At 42.9% G+C, this 20,920-nt stretch carries 18 protein-coding genes; 10 read left to right on the forward strand and 8 right to left on the reverse strand.

Features of this window, described 5'->3' with window-relative positions:
• Window positions 1–302: 302 nt before the first annotated feature.
• Window positions 303–1,991 carry a capsule biosynthesis protein gene (locus F6K57_RS18320; protein WP_293069756.1) on the reverse strand — a complete coding sequence of 563 codons (1,689 nt, stop codon included), beginning with the start codon at window positions 1,989–1,991 and terminating at the stop codon, window positions 303–305.
• Between the two features lie 288 nt (window positions 1,992–2,279).
• Here F6K57_RS18320 and F6K57_RS18325 point away from each other — a divergent pair, with 288 nt between their 5' ends.
• The 6 genes from F6K57_RS18325 (at window position 2,280) to F6K57_RS18350 (ending at window position 11,088) form a co-directional block, all read left to right on the forward strand.
• Complete coding sequence (locus F6K57_RS18325) at window positions 2,280–3,086, forward strand: ABC transporter permease (RefSeq protein ID WP_293020438.1); 807 nt, start codon at window positions 2,280–2,282, stop codon at window positions 3,084–3,086.
• Window positions 3,087–3,836 (forward strand): ABC transporter ATP-binding protein, encoded by a 750-nt coding sequence (locus F6K57_RS18330; RefSeq protein ID WP_293069758.1) that lies wholly within the window; start codon window positions 3,087–3,089, stop codon window positions 3,834–3,836. It begins immediately after the preceding gene.
• Window positions 3,837–3,988: 152 nt separating this feature from the next.
• Window positions 3,989–4,960 (forward strand): glycosyltransferase, encoded by a 972-nt coding sequence (locus F6K57_RS18335; RefSeq protein WP_293020440.1) that lies wholly within the window; start codon window positions 3,989–3,991, stop codon window positions 4,958–4,960.
• 123 nt (window positions 4,961–5,083) lie between these two features.
• Entirely contained in the window at window positions 5,084–8,422 is a 3,339-nt protein-coding gene (locus tag F6K57_RS18340; RefSeq protein ID WP_293069760.1) for a glycosyltransferase, read from the forward strand.
• 150 nt (window positions 8,423–8,572) lie between these two features.
• Window positions 8,573–9,985, forward strand: coding sequence for a methyltransferase domain-containing protein (locus F6K57_RS18345; protein ID WP_293069762.1), 1,413 nt, complete (start codon window positions 8,573–8,575; stop codon window positions 9,983–9,985).
• A gap of 41 nt (window positions 9,986–10,026) precedes the next feature.
• A complete protein-coding gene (locus tag F6K57_RS18350) occupies window positions 10,027–11,088 on the forward strand; it encodes a class I SAM-dependent methyltransferase (protein ID WP_293069764.1) in 1,062 nt (353 codons plus the stop codon).
• Between the two features lie 278 nt (window positions 11,089–11,366).
• Here the strand turns inward: F6K57_RS18350 and F6K57_RS18355 are convergent, their stop codons facing one another.
• The 7 genes from F6K57_RS18355 to F6K57_RS18385 form a co-directional block, all read right to left on the reverse strand.
• On the reverse strand, window positions 11,367–12,134 hold the full coding sequence (locus F6K57_RS18355) for a hypothetical protein (protein WP_293069766.1): 768 nt from the start codon (window positions 12,132–12,134) through the stop codon (window positions 11,367–11,369).
• A 241-nt stretch (window positions 12,135–12,375) separates the two neighbouring features.
• Complete coding sequence (locus tag F6K57_RS18360; RefSeq protein WP_364303451.1) at window positions 12,376–12,630, reverse strand: glycosyltransferase; 255 nt, start codon at window positions 12,628–12,630, stop codon at window positions 12,376–12,378.
• A gap of 49 nt (window positions 12,631–12,679) precedes the next feature.
• On the reverse strand, window positions 12,680–13,579 hold the full coding sequence (locus F6K57_RS18365; RefSeq protein ID WP_293069768.1) for a hypothetical protein: 900 nt from the start codon (window positions 13,577–13,579) through the stop codon (window positions 12,680–12,682).
• Between the two features lie 92 nt (window positions 13,580–13,671).
• Complete coding sequence (locus tag F6K57_RS18370) at window positions 13,672–14,793, reverse strand: glycosyltransferase family 1 protein (protein WP_293069770.1); 1,122 nt, start codon at window positions 14,791–14,793, stop codon at window positions 13,672–13,674.
• A gap of 3 nt (window positions 14,794–14,796) precedes the next feature.
• Window positions 14,797–15,864 (reverse strand): FkbM family methyltransferase, encoded by a 1,068-nt coding sequence (locus F6K57_RS18375; protein WP_293069772.1) that lies wholly within the window; start codon window positions 15,862–15,864, stop codon window positions 14,797–14,799.
• Window positions 15,865–15,884: 20 nt separating this feature from the next.
• The gene (locus F6K57_RS18380) at window positions 15,885–16,580 is read right to left on the reverse strand and encodes a class I SAM-dependent methyltransferase (RefSeq protein WP_293069774.1); all 696 of its coding nucleotides are present in this window, start codon (window positions 16,578–16,580) and stop codon (window positions 15,885–15,887) included.
• Window positions 16,581–16,599: 19 nt separating this feature from the next.
• On the reverse strand, window positions 16,600–16,734 hold the full coding sequence (locus F6K57_RS18385; protein ID WP_293069776.1) for a hypothetical protein: 135 nt from the start codon (window positions 16,732–16,734) through the stop codon (window positions 16,600–16,602).
• A 20-nt stretch (window positions 16,735–16,754) separates the two neighbouring features.
• On the opposite strand from F6K57_RS18385, the gene F6K57_RS42065 reads away from it, so the two are divergent.
• From F6K57_RS42065 to F6K57_RS18405, 4 genes are all read left to right on the forward strand, one after another.
• Complete coding sequence (locus F6K57_RS42065) at window positions 16,755–17,075, forward strand: DUF2862 domain-containing protein (RefSeq protein WP_364303448.1); 321 nt, start codon at window positions 16,755–16,757, stop codon at window positions 17,073–17,075.
• 42 nt (window positions 17,076–17,117) lie between these two features.
• Window positions 17,118–18,218, forward strand: coding sequence for an ArsA family ATPase (locus tag F6K57_RS18395; RefSeq protein ID WP_293069778.1), 1,101 nt, complete (start codon window positions 17,118–17,120; stop codon window positions 18,216–18,218).
• A gap of 9 nt (window positions 18,219–18,227) precedes the next feature.
• Window positions 18,228–19,199, forward strand: a complete 972-nt coding sequence (gene chlG, locus F6K57_RS18400; protein WP_293069780.1) for a chlorophyll synthase ChlG — start codon at window positions 18,228–18,230, stop codon at window positions 19,197–19,199.
• A gap of 196 nt (window positions 19,200–19,395) precedes the next feature.
• Window positions 19,396–20,805 carry a zinc ribbon domain-containing protein gene (locus F6K57_RS18405; RefSeq protein ID WP_293069782.1) on the forward strand — a complete coding sequence of 470 codons (1,410 nt, stop codon included), beginning with the start codon at window positions 19,396–19,398 and terminating at the stop codon, window positions 20,803–20,805.
• Window positions 20,806–20,920: the final 115 nt, after the last annotated feature.

Here is a 20,920-nt window from a genome sequence, read left to right on the forward strand (position 1 = left end):
TTTATGTTATAATACCAGCTCGTTATGGATATATAAATCTAAAAATTTTTAGATTATCAAAGGGAGCAGGAAGCAGTGCGTAGGGTGCGTTAGGGGCGCGCCTTGCCATCATATTCAACGTCGTAGCCAGTAGCCCCGTAACGCACCACCAAAAGGCTCGCCCTGATTTTCCGCCTCTTCGCGCCTGGTTGGGATAGTCCGTCCGGAAATTGATCACGGGCAAGATGCCCGTTCCACCCCTGATGCCGGAAATTGATCACGGGCAAGATGCCCGTTCCACCCCTGATGCCCGTTCCACCAATCTAGACGCGATCAATTCCCAACCGTTCCGCTGGATAGATAAAAGGAGAACCAGACAAGATTCCATCACAGATAATATCCAAACCTGGATCTGCACCAGGAAGTAATTGCTCTAGGCTAGTAATATTCAGCTTCACGTAAGGATTTTCAGATATGGGTTCGGTAAATTGTAGGGGAATCATCCGTCTGAAAAAGAAATGGTAGGCGTACATCCTGGCTCGTTTAAGGGCATTGGCATCCAACCGTTCACCAAGGGGTAGCTGATCCAAGCACTGGAAATACTCCTCTGCGGTAGAGGGATCCATAGTAATTCCCTTATCTCGGATCCAAGCTTCACCACCAACGATCACCGGAATGCCTACACTGGTCAACTCTACTCCAGTTTTTGTCCCATAAATAATCACCGAATCGCACTGCTCCATCGCTGCGTAGGTACTCACAGGACTTTCTGGAGGAATGATGAAAATATTTTTAGGCAATTGAGACCAGACCTTCTTGATTTCTGGCAACAAGGGTTGGCGAGAAGGCAACGTTCCCCGAATCTCTGCCGGATGAATCCGAATCAGCAGTTGTAACTCAGGACGTTTAGCAAAATACTCAATCGTTTGGAGTACCCACGTCAGCATATTGGGAAAAGCATTAGCCCGATAGTGCAACTGGGCATCCCACATTACATTAGTGAGCATTCCAATCACTGGCTGGTTCAGGTCAAGCCCCATCTCCTCAGCATTTCGGCTAAATTCTTCATCAGGTTTTTCATGAAACCAAATCCAATCCCGAGTGCCCTGCCATCGACTTTTCAAATACTGTAGGATGTCATCTGTCATTGCCTCAGTCCAAGGCATGGTTTCCCAGGCATGGAGAGGCTCACTGAGCATAGTGTGATGATAAGTGTCTCCGTGGCTAAAAATAAAGCAACGCTTGCGGTAGGCAATAGTCCAGTTAACCACCCGCACTTGGCGTGAGCGACACACCTCACCAATGATGCCATGAGGTAAGTAGATGCCATGATTGAAGCAAGCAGCCTTAAAATTATACTTAGACAGTAGCTTACTGATAGCATACGCAGTCAGCAAAGCCCCTTCAAAATATCGACGCACCACGATTTCACTCTTGGGTTCGTTATCTAGATTCCCACTGGTAAAATAGCGCAACGCCCCAGCATAGGCATGTTCACCTATATTCCAGTTGCCCAGGCAATAGTTTTCAATCTCTGATAGCCTTACGTGTGCTGCAATTTGTTTGGCTTCTTGCCTATCAAGCCCAGTGAGCAGTTCACTAAAGACATGGTTCGTCAACTGCAACGGTTGATACAGATAACGACCGGTTGCGAAACAGTTTTGGCACTTGATCGTTTCTAAATCATAGTTTTCAATCCTTTCTTGAGGTGTATCCAGTTTTTGAAGATTGAGGCAGGCAGGCAGAGAATGGTCACACAGGAGAGTATGAACCTCTGCTCCTCTGAGGGTAAGGGCTACTGCTAGTAGACTTTCTGGTAGTGACAGTGGCGCTAATCCCCCTACGGTAGTTGCCATTAGCACCTGAGGTCCCTGGTGAGACCGTTGCTTGGCTTCTCTCCAGAGGGAGGGGTTAGTTTCGATAACAGGTCGCCAATCTAACAAGTTACTTTGCCCTAGTTGCCAAGAAAGTAAGGGACTTGGCTCTAGTTCGTCAGCACTAGTCAGAGACATATAATCAAGTCAGATACTTACTTCTCAAGGGATTATACCAAGTTCCTACTCGACAAATTTCCCTAAACTATGATAAGAATATACACACCGAAACAGAACGGGTGCGCTCCGGAAGCGAACGCGCCGTAACCAAAAGTGCGGGGTGGGAACACGACAGGGCGAATTTCTTCGCAGTATATGTTATGGTTCTAAAAATGCGCATCTAAGAACCAGTGGGGAGGCTAACTTGAATCCCTATATATATATTCGGTTCTATATCTTCGGTTCTATATCTTCGGTGTATAAATTATGACCTTATCCCTCAAGGCTAACACCGCACGGTGGCAATTCCAGCGCTATTGGGAGTTGCTGTATATATTAACAGAGCGAAATCTGAAGGGACGTTATCGAGGATCGCTTCTGGGAGTATATTGGTCTTTGTTAAATCCTTTGATTATGACAGGACTATATACAGCAATTTTCGGTGCTACCTTTGCCTCCTATTATGACAACTCAACCATTAACTATATTCTGGCTGCTTTTACTGGGTTGCTTGTGACTAACTTTTTCTCCGCTTCAACCAACCAAGCATTAGTCAGTGTAGTTGGCAATGGTGCCCTGTTGAATAAAGTTCGTTTACCAATAAGTGTCTTTCCGGTTTCAACCATTGCTGCTAATGTGTTTCAGTTAGCTGTTGGCAGCTTTCCTCTCCTAGCTATTGTCACGTTGCTTACTTCAAAAAGTGTAGTCAATTTGCTAGCGTTGAGTCTTCCGTTAATCGCCTTAATTTTGGTTAGTATCGGCATCGGGTTTCTCGTCAGTGTTCTCTATGTTTTCTTTAGGGATTTACCTTATTTCTATGAATTAGTATGCTTTGTGATCTGGATTAGCTCTCCAGTCTTTTATCCAGCAGCAATTGTCCCAGAGGCGGTTAGACCCTTTTTGTTTTTAAATCCTTTATTGCCGATTATTGAAAGCATTCGACAGATTTCTTTGTCAGGAGGTTTGCCAAATGTAGGGTTAATTGGACACTCATGCCTAAGTGCCATAGTAATTGTATCCTTAGGCTGGACTTGCTTTCGAGTTTGGCAGCCTCACTTCATGGATTTGTTATAGATGACAGAAGAAGTTATTAGACTCGATCGGGTTTCATTGTGGCGAAGAACCCAAGAAGAGTTTTCCTATGACCTCAAAAAAACTATAATATCATTTTTGGAGGGAAAATACCGCAAACCTTCCAGGAATTTAGTCCTTGATGATATTGATCTAGCAGTAAAACCTGGGGAAAAAATCGGCATCATTGGACCGAATGGTTCAGGGAAATCAACCCTACTTAAAGTTATCTGTGGAATCTTACAGCCGACAGGGGGTCAGGTATGGATAAGAGGTGAAATCGCTCCGATGATTGAACTAGGAGCTGGATTCGATCCCGAACTTTCCGTAGTGGATAACATCAAACTCTATGGCGTGATGCTAGGTTTCTCTAAACAAGAGATGAAACAGAGAACCCCATCGATTTTGGAGTTTGCTGAGCTACAAGACTACAAGTTAATGCCAGTGAAGGGATTATCCTCAGGGATGTCAGCGCGGCTAGGCTTTGCCATTGCCACTGATGTACAGCCAGATATTTTAATTTTAGATGAAGTGTTATCCGTAGGGGATCAAAGTTTTAGAATTAAGTGCCAGCGACGCATGGAAAGATTTTGGGAGGCTCATGCCACTGTTTTAGTGGTCTCCCATGATTTATCCTTTGTGCGCCATTACTGCAAGCGGGTGATTTGGTTAGACAAAGGCAGGATAAAGTTAGCGGGAGAGAGCAATGAGGTAGTCGATTGTTACTTGAATAGTGTTACCGAAGTGGTTTAACCTTAAAAAAAGTTAAAAGTTTTAAACAAACGTTAAAAGCTTAAGGTAAATGAAAGATGGTAATCTGAGCAGTTGGAATATAGTTAAACCCTATAGTTAAACCTGTAAAACCAGTATTATCACCCTGATAGTGATAATTCCGAGGAGGACGTGTGAGGATTTCAATTATAACTGTATGTAAAAATGCTGAGCGATTTATAGAGCGAGCGATCAAGAGTGTCGTCTCTCAGACCTATGAGGATATAGAGTACATTATTATTGATGGCAACTCCCAAGACAAAACTAAGGAGATTGCTCATAAATATAGTGATCAGATTAGCCGATTTATTAGCGAACCTGATGGCGGTATCTATGAAGCAATGAATAAGGGAGTTAGGTACTCGTCTGGTGAGTTTATTGCTTTTATTAATTCAGATGACTATTATCTTGATAAAAAGGTCATCCAAGATACCGTTAACTTCCTGTTGGCAAATCCCTCCTGTGATTTTTTGTATGGAGACCTAGAGGTTAGAGAGCAATCTGGGTCTACCATTTTAGTGAAACCTCCCTTGCCTGAAGACGTAGCTGATGAACTGATCTGTGGATGTTTGCCTCACCAAGCCAGCTTCTCCAGAGCTAACTTGTTTTTCTCTAAAATAGGGCTTTTCAATGAACGCTACAAAATATCATCGGATTATGAATGGTTTCTGAGGCTAATCCAGAATGAGACTGTGAAATTGTGTTACTATCCTCGGACAATCGCATCCTATTATGCAGGGGGACTTTCTAGTCAGTTAAGAAAATCTCTACCTGAAGCCCATAGTATTCAGAACCAATGCCCAATGTATAAAGATTCCTACTGGTTGAACAGAAGAATCCTAAAATATCAGGAATTCATCATTAACCTCAGAGAATGGCTTCAAAACGCCGAAAACGGTAGAAATACACTAAATTTCAACTATAAAGCCCTTGAAAACAAATATCAAGCCATTGAAACGGAATACCATGCCCTGAAGCTTGAATTAGAGCAAGCCCGGGCGAAAATTGCTCAGATTGCCAAAATTGCTGAGATGGAAAGCGGAATAAATCAGAATGGAAAAAGTGGTAATATCAAACTCAACTTGAAAAATTTGGAACAAGTCTGATTAGGATAGTACCTTAGACTAACAGATTAGACTAACAGGTTAGAAAGACTAACAGGTTAGAGGTTATCTCTTGCCAAAGTTATTGCCAAGTTTTTTTCAGGTTTGTGTGAGGAGCTGTGTCATATGCCAAGTAATAGGTCAAAATCAGAACTAGATTATGTGATTGCTCCTGAGATTAAAGACGATGATTTTTATAAAGCGATTCAGAGGATAGCTCGGGAAGAAGATATCAAGACGGTTCTAGAAATCAGGTCTTCATCCGGTGCGGGAAGCACCGAAGCGTTTGTGAAGGGACTCCGGGAAAACCCGTCTAATCCAGTGTTATTCTGTATGGAGGTTTCACAACCTCGTTTTGCTGAGTTAAAGGAACGCTATCGGCAGGACTCTTTTGTCAAGTGCTACAATATTTCATCAATTTCCCTAGAGCAGTTTCCTAGGGAATATGAGGTTAGGAAATTTTATCATTCCCATCGTAGCCCTCTAAATAATTACCCTCTTGAACAAGTCTTAGGTTTGCTTCGTCAAGATATCGATTATGTTAGGGAAATGGGAACCTCTGGAGATGGGATTGAAACGATTAAGCAAGAAAACCAGATCGAGGATTTTGATCTAGTCTTAATCGACGGCTCCAAGTTCACGGCTCAGGTTGAATTGGATCAGGTTTACGGATCAAAATTTATCCTACTTGATAATATTTGTACCTACAAAAATTATAGTAATCACCATCGGTTATTAAGAGATAAAAACTATAAACTGATTGAGCAAAATGCTTCTGTGCGCAATGGTTACTCCATTTTTGCTAAAGCGGATAGCCCTCATTCAGCTGAAAAGTCAGGTGAAGCCTCAACCCCTCTTCCAATCAATTTTTTTACGATTGTTATCAATGGTGAACCCTTCATTCGCTATCATATTGACGTCTTTAGTAAACTGCCATTCCGATGGCATTGGCACATTATTGAAGGTGTAGCGAAATTGAAGCATGATACTGCCTGGAGTTTAGCTACGGGTGGGTATGTCAGTGATGAAATTCACCATAATGGTCGTAGTATTGATGGCACCACAGAGTATCTCGACCAACTGATGGAACGCTACCCTGACCAGATCACCGTCTATCGCAAACCTGATGGGGTTTTCTGGGAGGGCAAGCGAGAAATGGTGAATGCTCCCCTTGAGAATATCCAACAAGAGTGTCTGTTGTGGCAGGTAGATGTGGATGAGTTGTGGACAACTGAGCAAATCTGTAAAGCCCGACAGATGTTCATCGACCAACCTGACAAGACGGCTGCTTTCTTCTGGTGTTGGTATTTCGTTGGAAAAAATTTAATTGTTAGCAGTCGCAATTGCTATACACAAAACCCCAAACAGGAATGGTTGCGTGTGTGGAGGTTTCAACCGGGAGCTGTCTGGGCAACCCACGAACCCCCAAGGCTAGTCCAACCGTCGTCAACTAATCAGTCAAATCAGTCAGCTAATCATGGGCAAGATGTAGCAAGCATCAATCCATTCCTACATCGAGAAACCGAAGCACAGGGACTGGTCTTTCAACATTTTGCTTATGTAACACCGGAACAATTGCAGTTTAAGGAGAGCTACTACGGCTACCAGAATGCTCTGGCCGAGTGGCAGGGACTACAGCAGCAGTCTGAATTTCCGGTTTTTCTGCGTCAACATTTATCTTGGGTTAAGGATGAAACCCTGGTTGAACCGGCGGATATCTGTGGTATAGTGCCGATTGCTCAGAAGGAGCCTGACGGCGAAAAATGGCAGTTTTTGCAACTGGAAGAATTTCAGCAACAAACTATGAAGATTGAAATACCATTCCCCCAAATTGTGGTTGATGGGGTATTTTTCCAATTTTTTCCTAACTCTGGGATTTCCCAAGTCTGGAAGTCTTTGCTAGAGGAATGGGCAACTAATGGCTTTGCTGACCATGTGATTGTTTTAGACCGGGCTGGAACGGCTCCGAGGATTCCTGGAATTCGCTATCGCCCTATTCGAGCTTACGATTACAACAAAACGGGAGCAGATGCTGACTTGTTGCAGGAAATCTGTGATGAAAAGGGGGCTGATCTATTCATTTCCAGCTACTATACCGCACCCCTATCTACTCCTTCTGTATTTATGGCTTATGACATGATTCCAGAGGTGATTGGTGCCAATCTTAACGAAGCAGGTTGGAAAGAAAAGCATTACGGTATCTTACACGCTTCACGTTATATTACGATCTCTGAAAATACGGCTCGAGATCTGATTAAGTTTTTCCCCCATATTTCCCCGTCCAAGGTAACGGTAGCTCACTGTGGGGTCAAAAAGGTTTTTTCCCCGGCAAGCGATGATGATATCAATGAGTTTAAGACTAAATTCAAGGTGACCAAACCTTACTTACTCTTAGTAGGAGAAAGAACTGGTGTTAATGGCTATAAAAACGCTATCTTTCTGTTCAGAGCATTATCTAAGCTGGTGGATAAGGAAGAGTTTGGGGTAATTTGTGTCGGTGGTAGACCTGAGTTAGAACCTGAGCTAGCTGCCCTGGCAGAAGGGATAACAACGATGGTTCTGCCCCTGAGTGATGAAGAATTAAAAGTAGCGTATTCTGGTGCGATCGCTCTGGTTGTCCCCTCTCTGTACGAAGGGTTCGGATTACCAGTTACCGAAGCAATGGTTTGTGGTTGCCCTGTAATTACCTGTCGTCACTCCTCTCTTCCTGAAGCAGCTGGGGAAGCAGCATTGTATGTGGATCAATCTAATGTTTACGAGCTGATTGATGCGCTCTACAAAGTTCAAAACCCAGAGGTTCGTAACCCGTTGATTGCTGATGGGTTTGAACACGCGAAGAAATTTTCCTGGTCAAAGATGGCCGATACCGTGGTAGAGGTTCTGGTCGAAACTGCCAAGACCATCAAAAATGATGGTACTGGTCTAGGTTCCCCCCTTTGGGGAGAATTCAGGAAGTTACAGGCTCAAATCCAAGAACAGCTACCCCCAAGTCCGTCCCCAATTCAAGTTCAGCCAACTCAGCTTCCGTCAGGAGATCTCGAACAGCAATTGATGTACGCAGAGGCTCAACTTCAACAAAAACAGCGGGCACTTCAAGAAGCGGGGTCAACTCTAGCGGCAATGGAGTCCAGTAAATTCTGGAAACTGCGGGTAGGCTGGTTTCGACTAAAACCTCTGTTAGTTCCAGTAGTTAGTCTAATTTTAGGGATCAACTTACTACTGCTATCTACCGCTATGTATGCTGATAGGACTCTAGTAAAACTAACCTCATTCGTTTCTCCTGTCCAAGGAAATCTATTCTTTTCTCTTGGCGGTAGTTTGTTGTCCATTGCACTAATGTTAGGTATGGTGGGCTATCTTGGCTATATGAAGCCTCAGGTTCTCCGCAGGGTCAGAATTGTCATGGGTAGTGGGGGATTAGCGTTGATAGGTTTGACGGTACTACAGAATATTAACCTGTTGTAGATAACTGCCTAGTTTTCCAAGTCTTAATTCTTAAGACCCTTTATTTTTATTCCCTCTCTGGGGACTTAATTAAAAAAAGGCTTTTCAATCCGGACTTGTGATCAGACGTAAGTTCGAGCTAATTTATCAACACCTCCCTACAACAACAAGATGACACAAACGTTAAGACATATCTGTTGGTGTGGAAATACTGAGCTAACTGAATTTTCCCCCGACTACTTGGCGTGCTCTCAATGTGGCACTCTAGTGTCAAAAACTGGTTTGAGGGCTGAGCAGCTCCGTATAAAGGATGATAACCATGACTTCTACGGTAAAGAGTACTGGTTGTCTTATCAGACCGAGCATTATGGTTTTCCTGATATTCGTCAACGAGCCCGTCAAGACTTACCAGAGCGATGCCTCTACTGGCTGCGTACTCTGATGGCTTATAAACTACCGCCAGCCAAAGTGCTTGAGTTAGGTTGTGCTCATGGTGGCTTTGTGGCAATGATGGGCTGGGCAGGTTTTGAGGCTATGGGTCTGGAGCTTAGCCCTTGGGTTGTGGAATTTGCCCAACAGACATTCAATATGCCCATTTTGTCAGGACCGCTCGAGGATCAGCAGCTAGAACCAGAATCTTTTGATGCTATCGTACTCTACGATGTCATGGAGCATCTACCTGATCCAGTGGCTACCATCAGCCATGGGGCATCTCTTCTCAAGGAAGATGGTATTTTCATTGTCCAGATGCCAAATTATGAAGAGGGTAAAACCTATTCAGAGATGGTTGCTCAAAAGGATCATTTTTTAAAGCTAATGCAACCTATTGAGCATATCCATCTTTTGAGTCGGCGAGGGGTGTCGCAATTCTTTAAGAACCTCGGTTTTGAGTTTCTGCAATTTGAACAACAGTTGTTCGACTATGATATGTTTTTCGTAGCTAGTCGGCAGCCTTTTGTTCCCTATACTGATGAGCAAATTAGTTACTATCTGCTCAAGAGTCAATCTGGGCGAATGGTTCAGGCATTACTGGACAAATCCTCTGACTTTAATAAACTCAAATTTCAGTATCAAAACATCCAAGTTCAGTATCAAACTATCGAGACTAGGCGTGCTGAACTTCTGAAGATTATTGAGCAACAGGGTCAAGAGATAGCTTCCTTGCGCTCTCAGGTCAGTGCAACTGTCACAGACCTCCAGCAGACTAAATCACAATTAATCCAAGCCCACTCAGACCTTCAACATACTCAGTCACAATTAAATCAATCAAACTTAGACCTTCAAGATACTCAGTCACAATTAAATCAATCAAACTCAGAAAATGAACAAACTCAATCACAATTAACCCAAATACACTCAGAACTTCAGCATACTCAATCACAATTGGCACAGTCACAGGAAAAAATTCAGCATTTTCAGCAAAATCAATTACAGCAGATTCAGAACCAACTGAACGAAGCTAAGGCTAAGTTGAAGGTAATTAATGTAGAAATTGCGGCCATGAAGACCAGTAAGTTTTGGAAATTGCGATCGCTCTGGTTCAAATTTAAAGGGTTTGTCGGTTTACCTACAGATAACGAATAAAATTTTCAATAATTAACGTCAGCTAAAATAGGAGTTTAATCATGGTTGATCAGCTGCTTGAGCAAGTTGTCAGTGCTAAGGAATCATTCAACAGTTATGAGACGGTAAAAGAAGCTGTTGAAACCATTGATGGTTTCCTAGTTCCTGGCCAAGAAGAGTTCTTATTCAATAAAGTGAAGTCCCTCCCTGAGGATGCTCTTATTGTTGAAGTTGGCTCTTATAAAGGAAGGTCTACGGCAGCTATGGCGTTTGCCTGTGTAGGGACTAATCGCAAGATCTACTGTATTGATCCATGGATAGGGCAATGTCACGACATACCAGAAAAGAGTGTCTTTGAGGTCTGGAAAGAAAACCTTGATAAATACCAACTGACTCCTTATATCAAATCTTTTCAGGGATATTCTTTAGAAATTCTGAAGCGTTGGGGTGAATTAACTGGAGAAAAGACGATTGACTTTGTTTTTATTGATGGTTCTCATGAATACTTAGATGTGCTGACGGATTTTGGGTTATTATTACCCCTGATGAAAGTTGGAGGATGGATGGCTTTTCATGATGTTGTTGAAACTTGGCCTGGATCCAACTATCTATGGCATGATATTGTCAAATTTCGTCTTACAGACCACGAGTACTCAACGACCCTTGCCTGTGGTCGAGTTAAAACGACTCAAGAACTCTCCAAGGAGTTACAAGAACTTCATGAGTTGCGGACATTGCTAGTTCAATCACAACAGCTTCAAGATAGCGGAATCCTAGAATTGCAAGAAACTCAAACTAAACTTCAACAAACTCAAGAGCAATTACAACAAACTCAAAAGCAATTGCAACAAACTCAAGAGCAATTACAACACGCCAACGCCAAAGTAAAGCTAGGTCAAACTAAACTTCAACAAACTCAAGAGCAATTACAAAATGCCAAAGTACAGCTAGTTCAATCACAACAGCTTCAAGAGAGTAAAATTATAGAACTGCAACAAATTCAAGACGAATTACACCACACCAAACTAGAAGTTGCGGCCATGAAGACAAGTAAGTTTTGGAAATTGCGAACGCTGTGGTTCAAATTCAAAAGGTTTGTTGGTATCCCTACAGATAACGAATAAAATTTTCGGCGTTGCTTAATGATGGTATAATTTTAATCTCTGTGACCCCCAATCTTGTTGGTCACGGGAGCAGGGGGATTTAAGCAGCAAGAGACTAATGCTTTCAATAACTCATCCTTGAGTTCAGCAACGCCAAATTTTCAAGGATCAACCTTAGGAAAAAACGGAACCTGGTGAAACTATTGACAGTGCAAAGGTTATAAGCCAATGAACTGTCAAAACTGCCAAAGTAATAAGCTTCTAAAATCCTGCTAACAGACCAGGGTCAAGTTTTTGCTCTACTGAATCTGTTTACGAGGAAAACTAACAATTTTTTGATAGTCTAAAGGGTTAAAAAACCGCTCAGGAGTAAAGGGAGGAGAAAAGGCATCATTGACTAAATCTTCACGCACATAAAATCCATTGGCAGAATATAATCCGCAACCTACTAACACCATCCCCTTACTGCGAGCTAGGTTATCTAAAGCTACAAGAGAAGCTCCATAAGCCGTAGCATTACCATCCCAGCGATAATTAGGGTCATAGGGCATGATCCATTCTTGAGGTGGTGGATAGGCAGGATTATGCTCTAAACAAACAACTCTAGGTTGTATAACCGAAATAGCCTCATAAACGTAATAGTCATTACTATCAATATCCACTGACAGAAAATCAATTTCTCCAGTAATACCACCCCTTTCAATTAAATCATTAATATTTTCGGCGTTAACTACCGCTTCGATAAATTTTAAGCGACCTTCCCCGATGGCATCTTTCTGATTGGCTGGAATAGCTTGTGCATAGTCTGGATAGGATTCTAGCCACAATCCTGTCCATCCCTTTTCTAAAAGATAACGACTATTGTTTTCTTCTCCTGTTTCTGCTCCAAACTCCACAAAAACCTGGGATTTTACACCAATTCTATTAAAAATTTCCTCTATAATGCCGTCTTCATCCGATTGAGAATATATCTTAAATCCAAAATGCTCTAACCTTCGTGGATCATCCCCTGCTTGAATCTTGCGGTCTTGTTGAATTTGTTCTATAACTGAATCCTGTTTATTCATGACTGTATTACCTTAAAACCCAACCAAATTTTTGGTCACTAGTTATCATTGGTTGTATTATACATTAAATGTACCTCACATCAATCTAAATACTACCGTGTTCGGGGTTTGATTAGCAACTGATACTGCTGAGAAACTTATAGCGGTGTCCAGGATTCATGACCTAATTGAGCGATAACCATCCAAAGTCAGTTGAGCAGTCTTTTGCCATGTTAAAAGCTTAGCACGTTGCCGTCCTTTCTCAATCTATAGATGCCCGGTGTTCTGAGTCTTCTACAACTATTTCCATAGTGTTAACTAGTCCATCCACAGAATCTGGCTCAAATAAACTAGCTGCATCTCCTACCAATTCAGACAAGGAAGAGGTTAAGCGGAAGATAACTGGACATTGGCATTCCATTGGCTCTAGGGTGGGCAAACCAAATCCCTCATAGCGGCTGGTATAAATTAGGGCTTGGGCGTTACGATATAGGGTTTTGAGTAATGAATTGAGCAGTCAGAGTTTTAGTTTTTCTATGGAATTACATGCTCAAAAGTGCTTGGATTCAATTATCTTTTTCCAGTATTTGCTTTAAGAATTGCTTTATTTTTATCCTTACACCCCCCCCGAGTCTCCGGATTATCTTAAAGGGATGAGAGTTGCTTCCCTTATCCAGTAGACTTTCTAGGAAACTTATCGCCCCCGCATATCTACGAGGAAAACTAACAATTTTTTGATAGTCTAAAGGATTAAAAAAGCGCTCAGGAGTAAAGGGAGGAGAAAAGGCATCATTGACTAAATCTTCACGCACATAAAATCCATTGGCAGAATATAATCCACAACCTACTAACACCATCCCCTTACGGCGAGCTAGCTTCTCTAAAGATACAAGAGAAGCTCCATAAGCCGTAGAATTATAATCCCAGCGATAATTAGGGTCATAGGGCATGATCCATTCTTGAGGTGGTGGATAGGAATGATTATGCTCTAAACAAACAACTCTAGGTTGTATAACCGAAATAGCCTCATAAACGTAATAGTCATTACTATCAATATCCACTGACAGAAAATCAATTTCTCCAGTAATACCACCCCTTTCAATTAAATTATTAATATTTTCGGCGTTAACTACCGCTTCGATAAATTTTAAGCGACCTTCCCCGATGGCATCTTGATAATTTTCTCTAATAGTTTTTGCATAGTCTGGCAAGGATTCTATCCACAATCCTGTCCATCCCTTTTCTAAAAGATAATGACTATTGTTTTCTCGTCCTGTTTCTGCTCCAAACTCCACAAAAACCTTTGATTTTATCCCAATTCTATTAAAGATTTCTTCTATAATGCCGTCTTCATCCGATTGAGAGTGTACCTTAAACCCAAAATGCTCTAACCTTCGTGGATCATCTCCTGCTCGAATCTTTCGGTCTTGTTTAATTTGTTCTATAACTGAATCCTGTTTATTCATGACTGATTACCTCACACCGATCCAAATATTACCGTCTTCGGGGTTTGATTAGCAACTAATATTGCTGACAAACTGATAGCGGTGTCCAGGATTCATGAGCTAATTGAACGATAACCATCCAAAGTCCGTTGAGCAGTCTTTTGCCACGTAAAAAGCTTAGCACGTTGCCGCCCTTTTTCAATCATAGATGCTCGGTGTTCTGAGTCTTCTACAACTATCTCCATAGCGTTAACTAGTCCATCCACAGAATCTGGCTCAAATAAACTAGCTGCATCTCCTACGACCTCAGGCAAGGAAGAGGTTAAGCAGCAGATAACTGGACATTGGCATTCCATTGCCTCTAGGGGCGGTAAACCAAATCCTTCATAGCGGCTGGTATAAATTAGGGCTTGGGCATTACAATATAGGGTTTTTAGTAGGGCATCATCACCCCTAAGATAGATGAAATTTTGCCTGATATGATGGTCTTCCATAACCCTTAATTCGGATTCCAAAAAATCACAGGAACCCCCAAAACACACTAATTTGAAATTATTCCGTAATTTAGGACTAGCAGCAAATGCTTTGAGGACTATTTCAAAATTTTTATATTTTGAACGAGTTCCCACATAAAGGAAGTAAGGCTGACTAAGGCAATTCTTTGGTAACTCAGATTCGTTAGCGTCTTGAATTCGACTTGCCCAATAGGTTACTTTAGTTTTTTCCGGATTAACTCCCAATAATTCTACTAGATCATTGCGGGTATTTTCGGAAGCTACAAAAATTAAATCGGCTTGTTCAACTAGCTGGTGCTTATTTTTAATTAATGGCTGAAACTTAGCTTGTCCTGATAAAAATTTTTCGGGAATCATATCATGGATCGTTATCACAAGTTTCTTAGGGTTAACAATCTCCACTAAGTCAGCATCATAGTAGGTAGGATGATAGATATCATACTGTCTACCGAATCTACGGACAAACCATTGAAAGGAGAGTTTATTGATAGTCTCATTAATAGCCTTACCTGTTGGAAAGGTAAATTTTGGTATCACCCCATATCCGGTGAGTTGATCGCGATACTCTGAAATATCATACCCATCGCTCTTGATGCCACGATGCCAATGAATTGAGCACTCAGAGTTGGGCGATAACTCTCGCATTAACTCAATAAAAATTCGGGATATACCACCAAATTTCTGGATGGCAAACATTTGATGGTCGTAGAGAATATCCACCGATTACCCAAGCCCCCGATGTGACAGGCTTTTTATAGAAAAAATATCAGGTTCTTTTAGTTGATTACTATCTTCCTGTGTCTGTAAATTATGATAGACTTTATTCAATTGATGTTCACGCTCTGAGCCAGAAACCATTAGGAATAAATTAGCGCTTGTTGCACTCCCTAATGTTAGTGCTGCTTCTGGAGTTGGTATAGATTTTAGTACTCTTGGGTTAGAATCCACGATCCAGCCCCGGAGGTTTTGATTGTAAAGATTCACCAGCGAGGACATCAATGCTTCCCGTCGCTGCTCATTTAGATTCTTGGCACTCACTTCCATCATGATCACTAGATTTGGTGAGCGCTGAATGGTTTCCATAGCACCATTTAATACCGCAAATTCGTATCCTTCTACATCAATCTTGATAGCATCTATTTGGGATAATCCCAACTCTGGAAGTATGGAGTCTAGACTACGCACTGGAATTCTGAGCTTTTCACGCAAGACAGACCGCTTAGTATCATCCATACCACTAAATGCGGATTCCTGGGTAATATAAAAGTCTGTTTCTCCATCTTCAGCACCGATGCATAGGTCATGGCAAGAAACTAACTGTTGTAAGTGGTTAACTTCTACATTCTGTTGTAAAAGCTGGTAGGCATCTGGGTTAGGTTCAAAGGCATGAACACAACCGCTGGGAGTTAATTTTGTAGCTGATGATACGGCGTAGTAACCAAAGTTTGCTCCTACATCTAGCACAATGGAATTGGCATCCAGCAGACCTAAAAAGAGTTGGGCATCAAAGTATTCTTGGTAATGGCCATAGTAAAAGTCACACCCCAGTCGATCCCCGACATCAACGTGGAATGTCAAGCCTGATGGCAAATTCACTGCTTGGATATCCCGGACCCCTGCTGGATGGAGTTTTTCTCGAAGCGATCGCAAAAACAAGGTGTAGGGTACCGCCAAGTTGGGAAAATCCATCGCCTGAGGCAGAAAATGGTGGAATACCTGAAGATAAATCTCCATCTTATCCAACTCATTTATGGACTCATGGCTAGGTAAATGCTCTTCCTGACTATCCATTAATTCGTAAACTCGTCTAGTTATTGTTTAGCAAAATTATACTTTGGTGTGACAATCTCGGGTGAGGGAACTAAATCACTGACTTGTAAGTCTACTGTAGATGCTAAAAATATTCGGCGTCTTTGGTGCTTGGTCTCCGTTTCCCAGAAATCTTCATGGTCTACATAACCCTGATAGTCGTATAGATAAGGAAATCCTGAAACTTGGAGCATTTTCAGCAAGCAGCTTCGGCTAGGAATCATGGCATGGTAGGTTAACCCCTGGGTTTCATTTTTGCCTTCTTCAACTAGATAGGTAACTGGTTCATTTAAGGGGACATTCATACTTTCAATAAATAACACTTTTTTGGTTAATAACTGCAAATTACGAATGACTTTGAATGGATTTTCTGTATGATAGAGCAAGCCGAAGCAAAACACTAAGTCTGCTCCAGCAAATTGAGACATCTGTGGGGTAGATTCAACATCAACCTGATAAAAATTAGCTTCAGTTACCCGTTTACTCGCTTCTTCAACAAGTTCTTGTCTCCCCTCTAAACCAATTACATTTACTCCCCAATTCACTAGCTTTTTAGAAAACCAACCAGGACCACATCCGACGTCAATGCAAGTGGTGAAACTTAATCCCTGATTGAGTCTAAGCTGATTGAGAATGTTTTCCGCTACAGCCCAGCGGGCTTGATTAATCGCAATATAGTAAGGTTCATCAAATAACATGGTTATAATTTCGATAAAATTATTGATAACAAACTTGTATAGCAAAGGGAGTAGGGAGTAGGGAGTAGGGAGTAGGGAGTAGTGAACAGAGGCAAGAGGCAGCTACCTCTACCCCCCTCAGACTACCCGCGCAGACTTCCGACACTTCCGACACTTCCGACACTTCCTTAGATTATGGGTATTCAACCGGACTTGATATCAGTCCCAGGGGCAACAGTGGAACTTATGACAGTTTTCCCTGATGCGATCGCGACAGATTCCGGTAAACTGAGGGGTGGTTTATCGTATGATCTAGTAGCAATGAAAATTGGGCAAAAAGTAAAAGTGTTTCGTCTAAGAGACCGGGTAGGCAACAACATCGCAAATAAACTGGGACAAATAGGCACGATCACAGATTATAAAATGACCGATGGCAGTGGAGTGGGCGTAACGGTGAAATTTGAGGACAACAGCTCTACCTGGTTCTTTGAGGATGAATTGAAAATCGTAGACTAGATTTTAATAAACGCGATCGCACCGAGGCACGAGACTTGCACTATGGCACGGATTCTAACATTTCTGGGTAAAGGCGGCACAGGTCGCACTACTGTGGCAATTGCTGCCGCTAAGCAGCTGTCGAGCCTCGGTCAACGAGTGCTACTGGTAGGACAAGACCCAAGTCCTAGCTTTGGACTGCTGCTGGGGCTATCCCCAACGTCTGACCCGGTGGAAATAAGTCCTAACCTCCGGGTAGTACAGCTAATGACTACAGTACTACTGGAACGCAGCTGGGAAGATGTCAAAAAGCTAGAGGAGCAATATTTGCGATCGCCTACCCTAAAAAATGTCTATGGTCAAGAACTGGGCATTTTACCGGGGATGGATCATGCTTTAGCCCTCAACGCCCTTCGGGAGTACTACCAAAGCGGTCAGTATGACGCGATCATCTACGATGGCACCGGCTCTCAAGCTACCCTGAGAATGTTGGGAATGCCAGAAATTATCAGTTGGTATAGTCGTAGATTTCGCCAAGTCATGGCAGATTCTGACCTGGGCAAAGCCATTTCCCCCTTTATCCAACCAGTCACTAGCGCCATTCTAAATGTGTCATGGACGAGTGAGGACTTTGCTGGTGAATCAACGAATCAGGCCAACAATATGTTGGAGGAGGGAAAAAATGCGATCGCAGATCCCAATCGGGTCGCATCCTATCTGGTCACTACCGATAACCCCCTAGCCATTGCCACAGCCAAGTATCTGTGGGGTAGTGCCCAACAAGTGGGTGTTACTGTCGGTGGTGTGCTGGTAAACCAAACCCCGGTAACCCCAGCAATAGAATCGGAATTTGCCCCTCTAGTCGTTAATACTCTTCCCACTTCCCCACCAGGGGAAGATTGGCAATCCCTGATCGATGCCCTGCCAGATTTTAAACAGGCATCCCAGGCACCCAGACCTATGACTATCGACATTCCTGGTCGCAACGTTCGTTTATTCTTACCAGGTTTTAACAAAAAGCAGGTGAAACTCACCCAATACGGTCCAGAAGTCACCGTTGAAGCGGGGGATCAACGGCATAATATCCTGCTGCCTCCACAACTTAGTGGTCAATCCGTGAAAGGGGCTAAGTTTCAAGATGGCTATTTGATAATTTCATTCTAGGTAGTTGCTATGGCTGAAGAAAATCTAACTGAACAAAGTGCCAAAACCCGTCAGCTACTGGGTATGAAAGGCGCAGCTCCTGGTGAAAGCAACCTATGGAAGATTCGCCTGCAGTTGATGAAGCCAATTACCTGGATACCCCTGATCTGGGGGGTAGTGTGTGGTGCTGCTTCCTCCGGTGGCTACACTTGGACACTCGAAGACCTTCTGATGGCCGCCGCCTGTATGTTGCTTTCTGGTCCGTTGATGGCAGGGTATACCCAAACCCTGAATGATTTCTATGACCGCGAAATCGACGCCATTAATGAACCTTACCGTCCTATCCCATCAGGAGCCATCTCTATCCCCCAGGTGATCACCCAGATTGTGGTGCTACTCCTAGCAGGTATCGCTCTTAGCTACGGACTCGATGTTTGGGCTGGTCATGAATTTCCCACACTCACCTGTCTTACCCTAGGCGGTGCCTTTCTAGCCTATATCTATTCTGCCCCACCCCTGAAACTGAAAAAAAATGGTTGGCTGGGAAACTATGCTCTCGGTGCCAGCTATATCGCCCTTCCTTGGTGGGCAGGTCATGGCTTATTTGGTCATCTTAACCTGACTATTATGATTCTGACCCTGTTCTACTCCCTGGCAGGGTTAGGTATTGCAGTAGTTAATGATTTCAAGAGTGTGGAAGGCGATCGCGAATTGGGCTTAAAATCCCTACCGGTCATGTTTGGTGTTACCACAGCAGCTTGGATTTGTGTGGTGATGATTGATGTATTTCAAGCAGGGATTGCTGGTTATTTAATCAGCATTGATCAGAAGCTCTACGCTGCTATTCTCATCCTATTAATCATCCCCCAAATCACCTTCCAAGATATGTACTTTCTTCGTGACCCCCTGAAAAATGATGTCAAATACCAGGCTAGTGCGCAACCGTTTTTGGTACTAGGGATGCTGGTTGCTGGTTTGGCTTTGGGTCATGGAGCCATTTAAAATAGGGAACAGGGAATAGAGAATAGGGAATAGGGAAAAAATCCTGTGTACCTCAGGTGCGACCCGTGGCGAATTTAATTCGCCTCGCAATTAAACCCTTAAAAATAGGGATAAATCGGTATTTAATACCACAAAATGGATATTGACATTTCCTTAGCGCTAGAGTATAATAGAAGTGTAGAACCCAGCTCTAACGATGCCAAGAAAAGAAGGAGTAACAAAAAGGATATCGACTCAAGTCGTCCCTGTGGCAGGGATGACAAAGTCGGTTGAACTTGAATTGCTGCAGGTAATGAAAAAGCTGGGTATCGTCAGGGCTGAGTCCTACAACAAGCTGGGAAGTATTAACCATTGGGGACTAGATTGGAAAAAGGCGTACCCAGAAGTAAGGAGTTTTAGGACTCCCGAATCCCTGGGACTACCTTCAAAACTAATGGAATGGACGGTCAGTGATGTAGCGAAAGCAATCACAGCCCAACAAGCAGCTTGCACTGAGGCAGTTGTCAAAAGGATTTACAAAAGGTTCTCTGGTACATACAACCAAAAGAGAAGAAAAGAGCTTTGTAGACAGCTCAAAACTTTAGCTTTCCTAGAAAATCCTCTACTACACAGGTTCGTCAGGAAGGAATACCAACGTGGGCATTCTTGGGTTAAGAACCAAATAGTCTATCAACAGGGAGGTTATACCTGTAAGCAACTTTCTCGCAACACTTATCAGTTAGAGTTAGCTGGGTTGAGAAGAGGAAAAAGGAACAAGGTAATCGTTAGATCTAACCGAAAACTGAAAGGACAGATTCGGTTGATACATAATCACGTTTTGCAAAGATTTGAGATTCATTTTCTAGTAGACCATGGAACCGTAGAAATACCATCGGAACTCAAGAGTGTAGGAGTAGACAAGGGATACACCGAAGCTTTCTATGATTCGGATGGTCACGCACATGGGAAGGGACTGGGGAAAGAAACTACCAAGAAACAGAAACGAATATGTGCCAAGAATCGCAAGAGAGGGAAACTATGGGCACTTCATAGAAAGCTAGAGGAACTCAATCCATCTAGATCTGCTCGAATACTGAAGAATAATCTTGGTAGAAAGGCGGAAAATAAGCGATATAGGCAAGACCAATCGGAACTTAAAGCCATTATAGGAGCCGCTTCTAAGTCTCTTTTCAATGGTGAATCGTTGAAAGTTTTTGCGGAAGATTTAACACAACCAATAAAAAATAAACGCCAGTCCAAAACCATGTCCCGCAAACTGAATAGTTGGATGAAGGGGGAAATGCGGGACTCCTTACAGAAGTGGGCTAATTGGACTGGGTCAGTTGTCACAGAAGTCCAGCCTAGTTACACGTCGCAAATTGACTCCGTGACCGGAACCCTGTTGGGGGTGCGGAGCGGAGACAGTTTTACCAGATTCAATGGGGTCGTGTTGCAGGCTGACCACAATGCTGCATTGAACATCCTTGCTCGGGGTACGGACTTCGAAATTACTCGGTATATGAACAAGACCGAGGTTCAGGCAGTATTGTTGCGTCGTACCGCGCGTTACTTGAAAGGGATGGGACTTAGTTTGCTTGATGCAGTTGAGCTTGGCTGGATTGGGTAGGTCGGCGGGGTTGCCCCCGCTTCGCCCCCTAAGCACCGTGCGAACAAGTCTCCAAGTACACGGCGCACCTAATTCCTTTTGAACACGTTATTTTTGCGACTTGCTTTTCTTCGAT

It is taken from the genome of Moorena sp. SIO4A5 (genome assembly GCF_010672005.1).
Lineage (GTDB): Bacteria > Cyanobacteriota > Cyanobacteriia > Cyanobacteriales > Coleofasciculaceae > Moorena.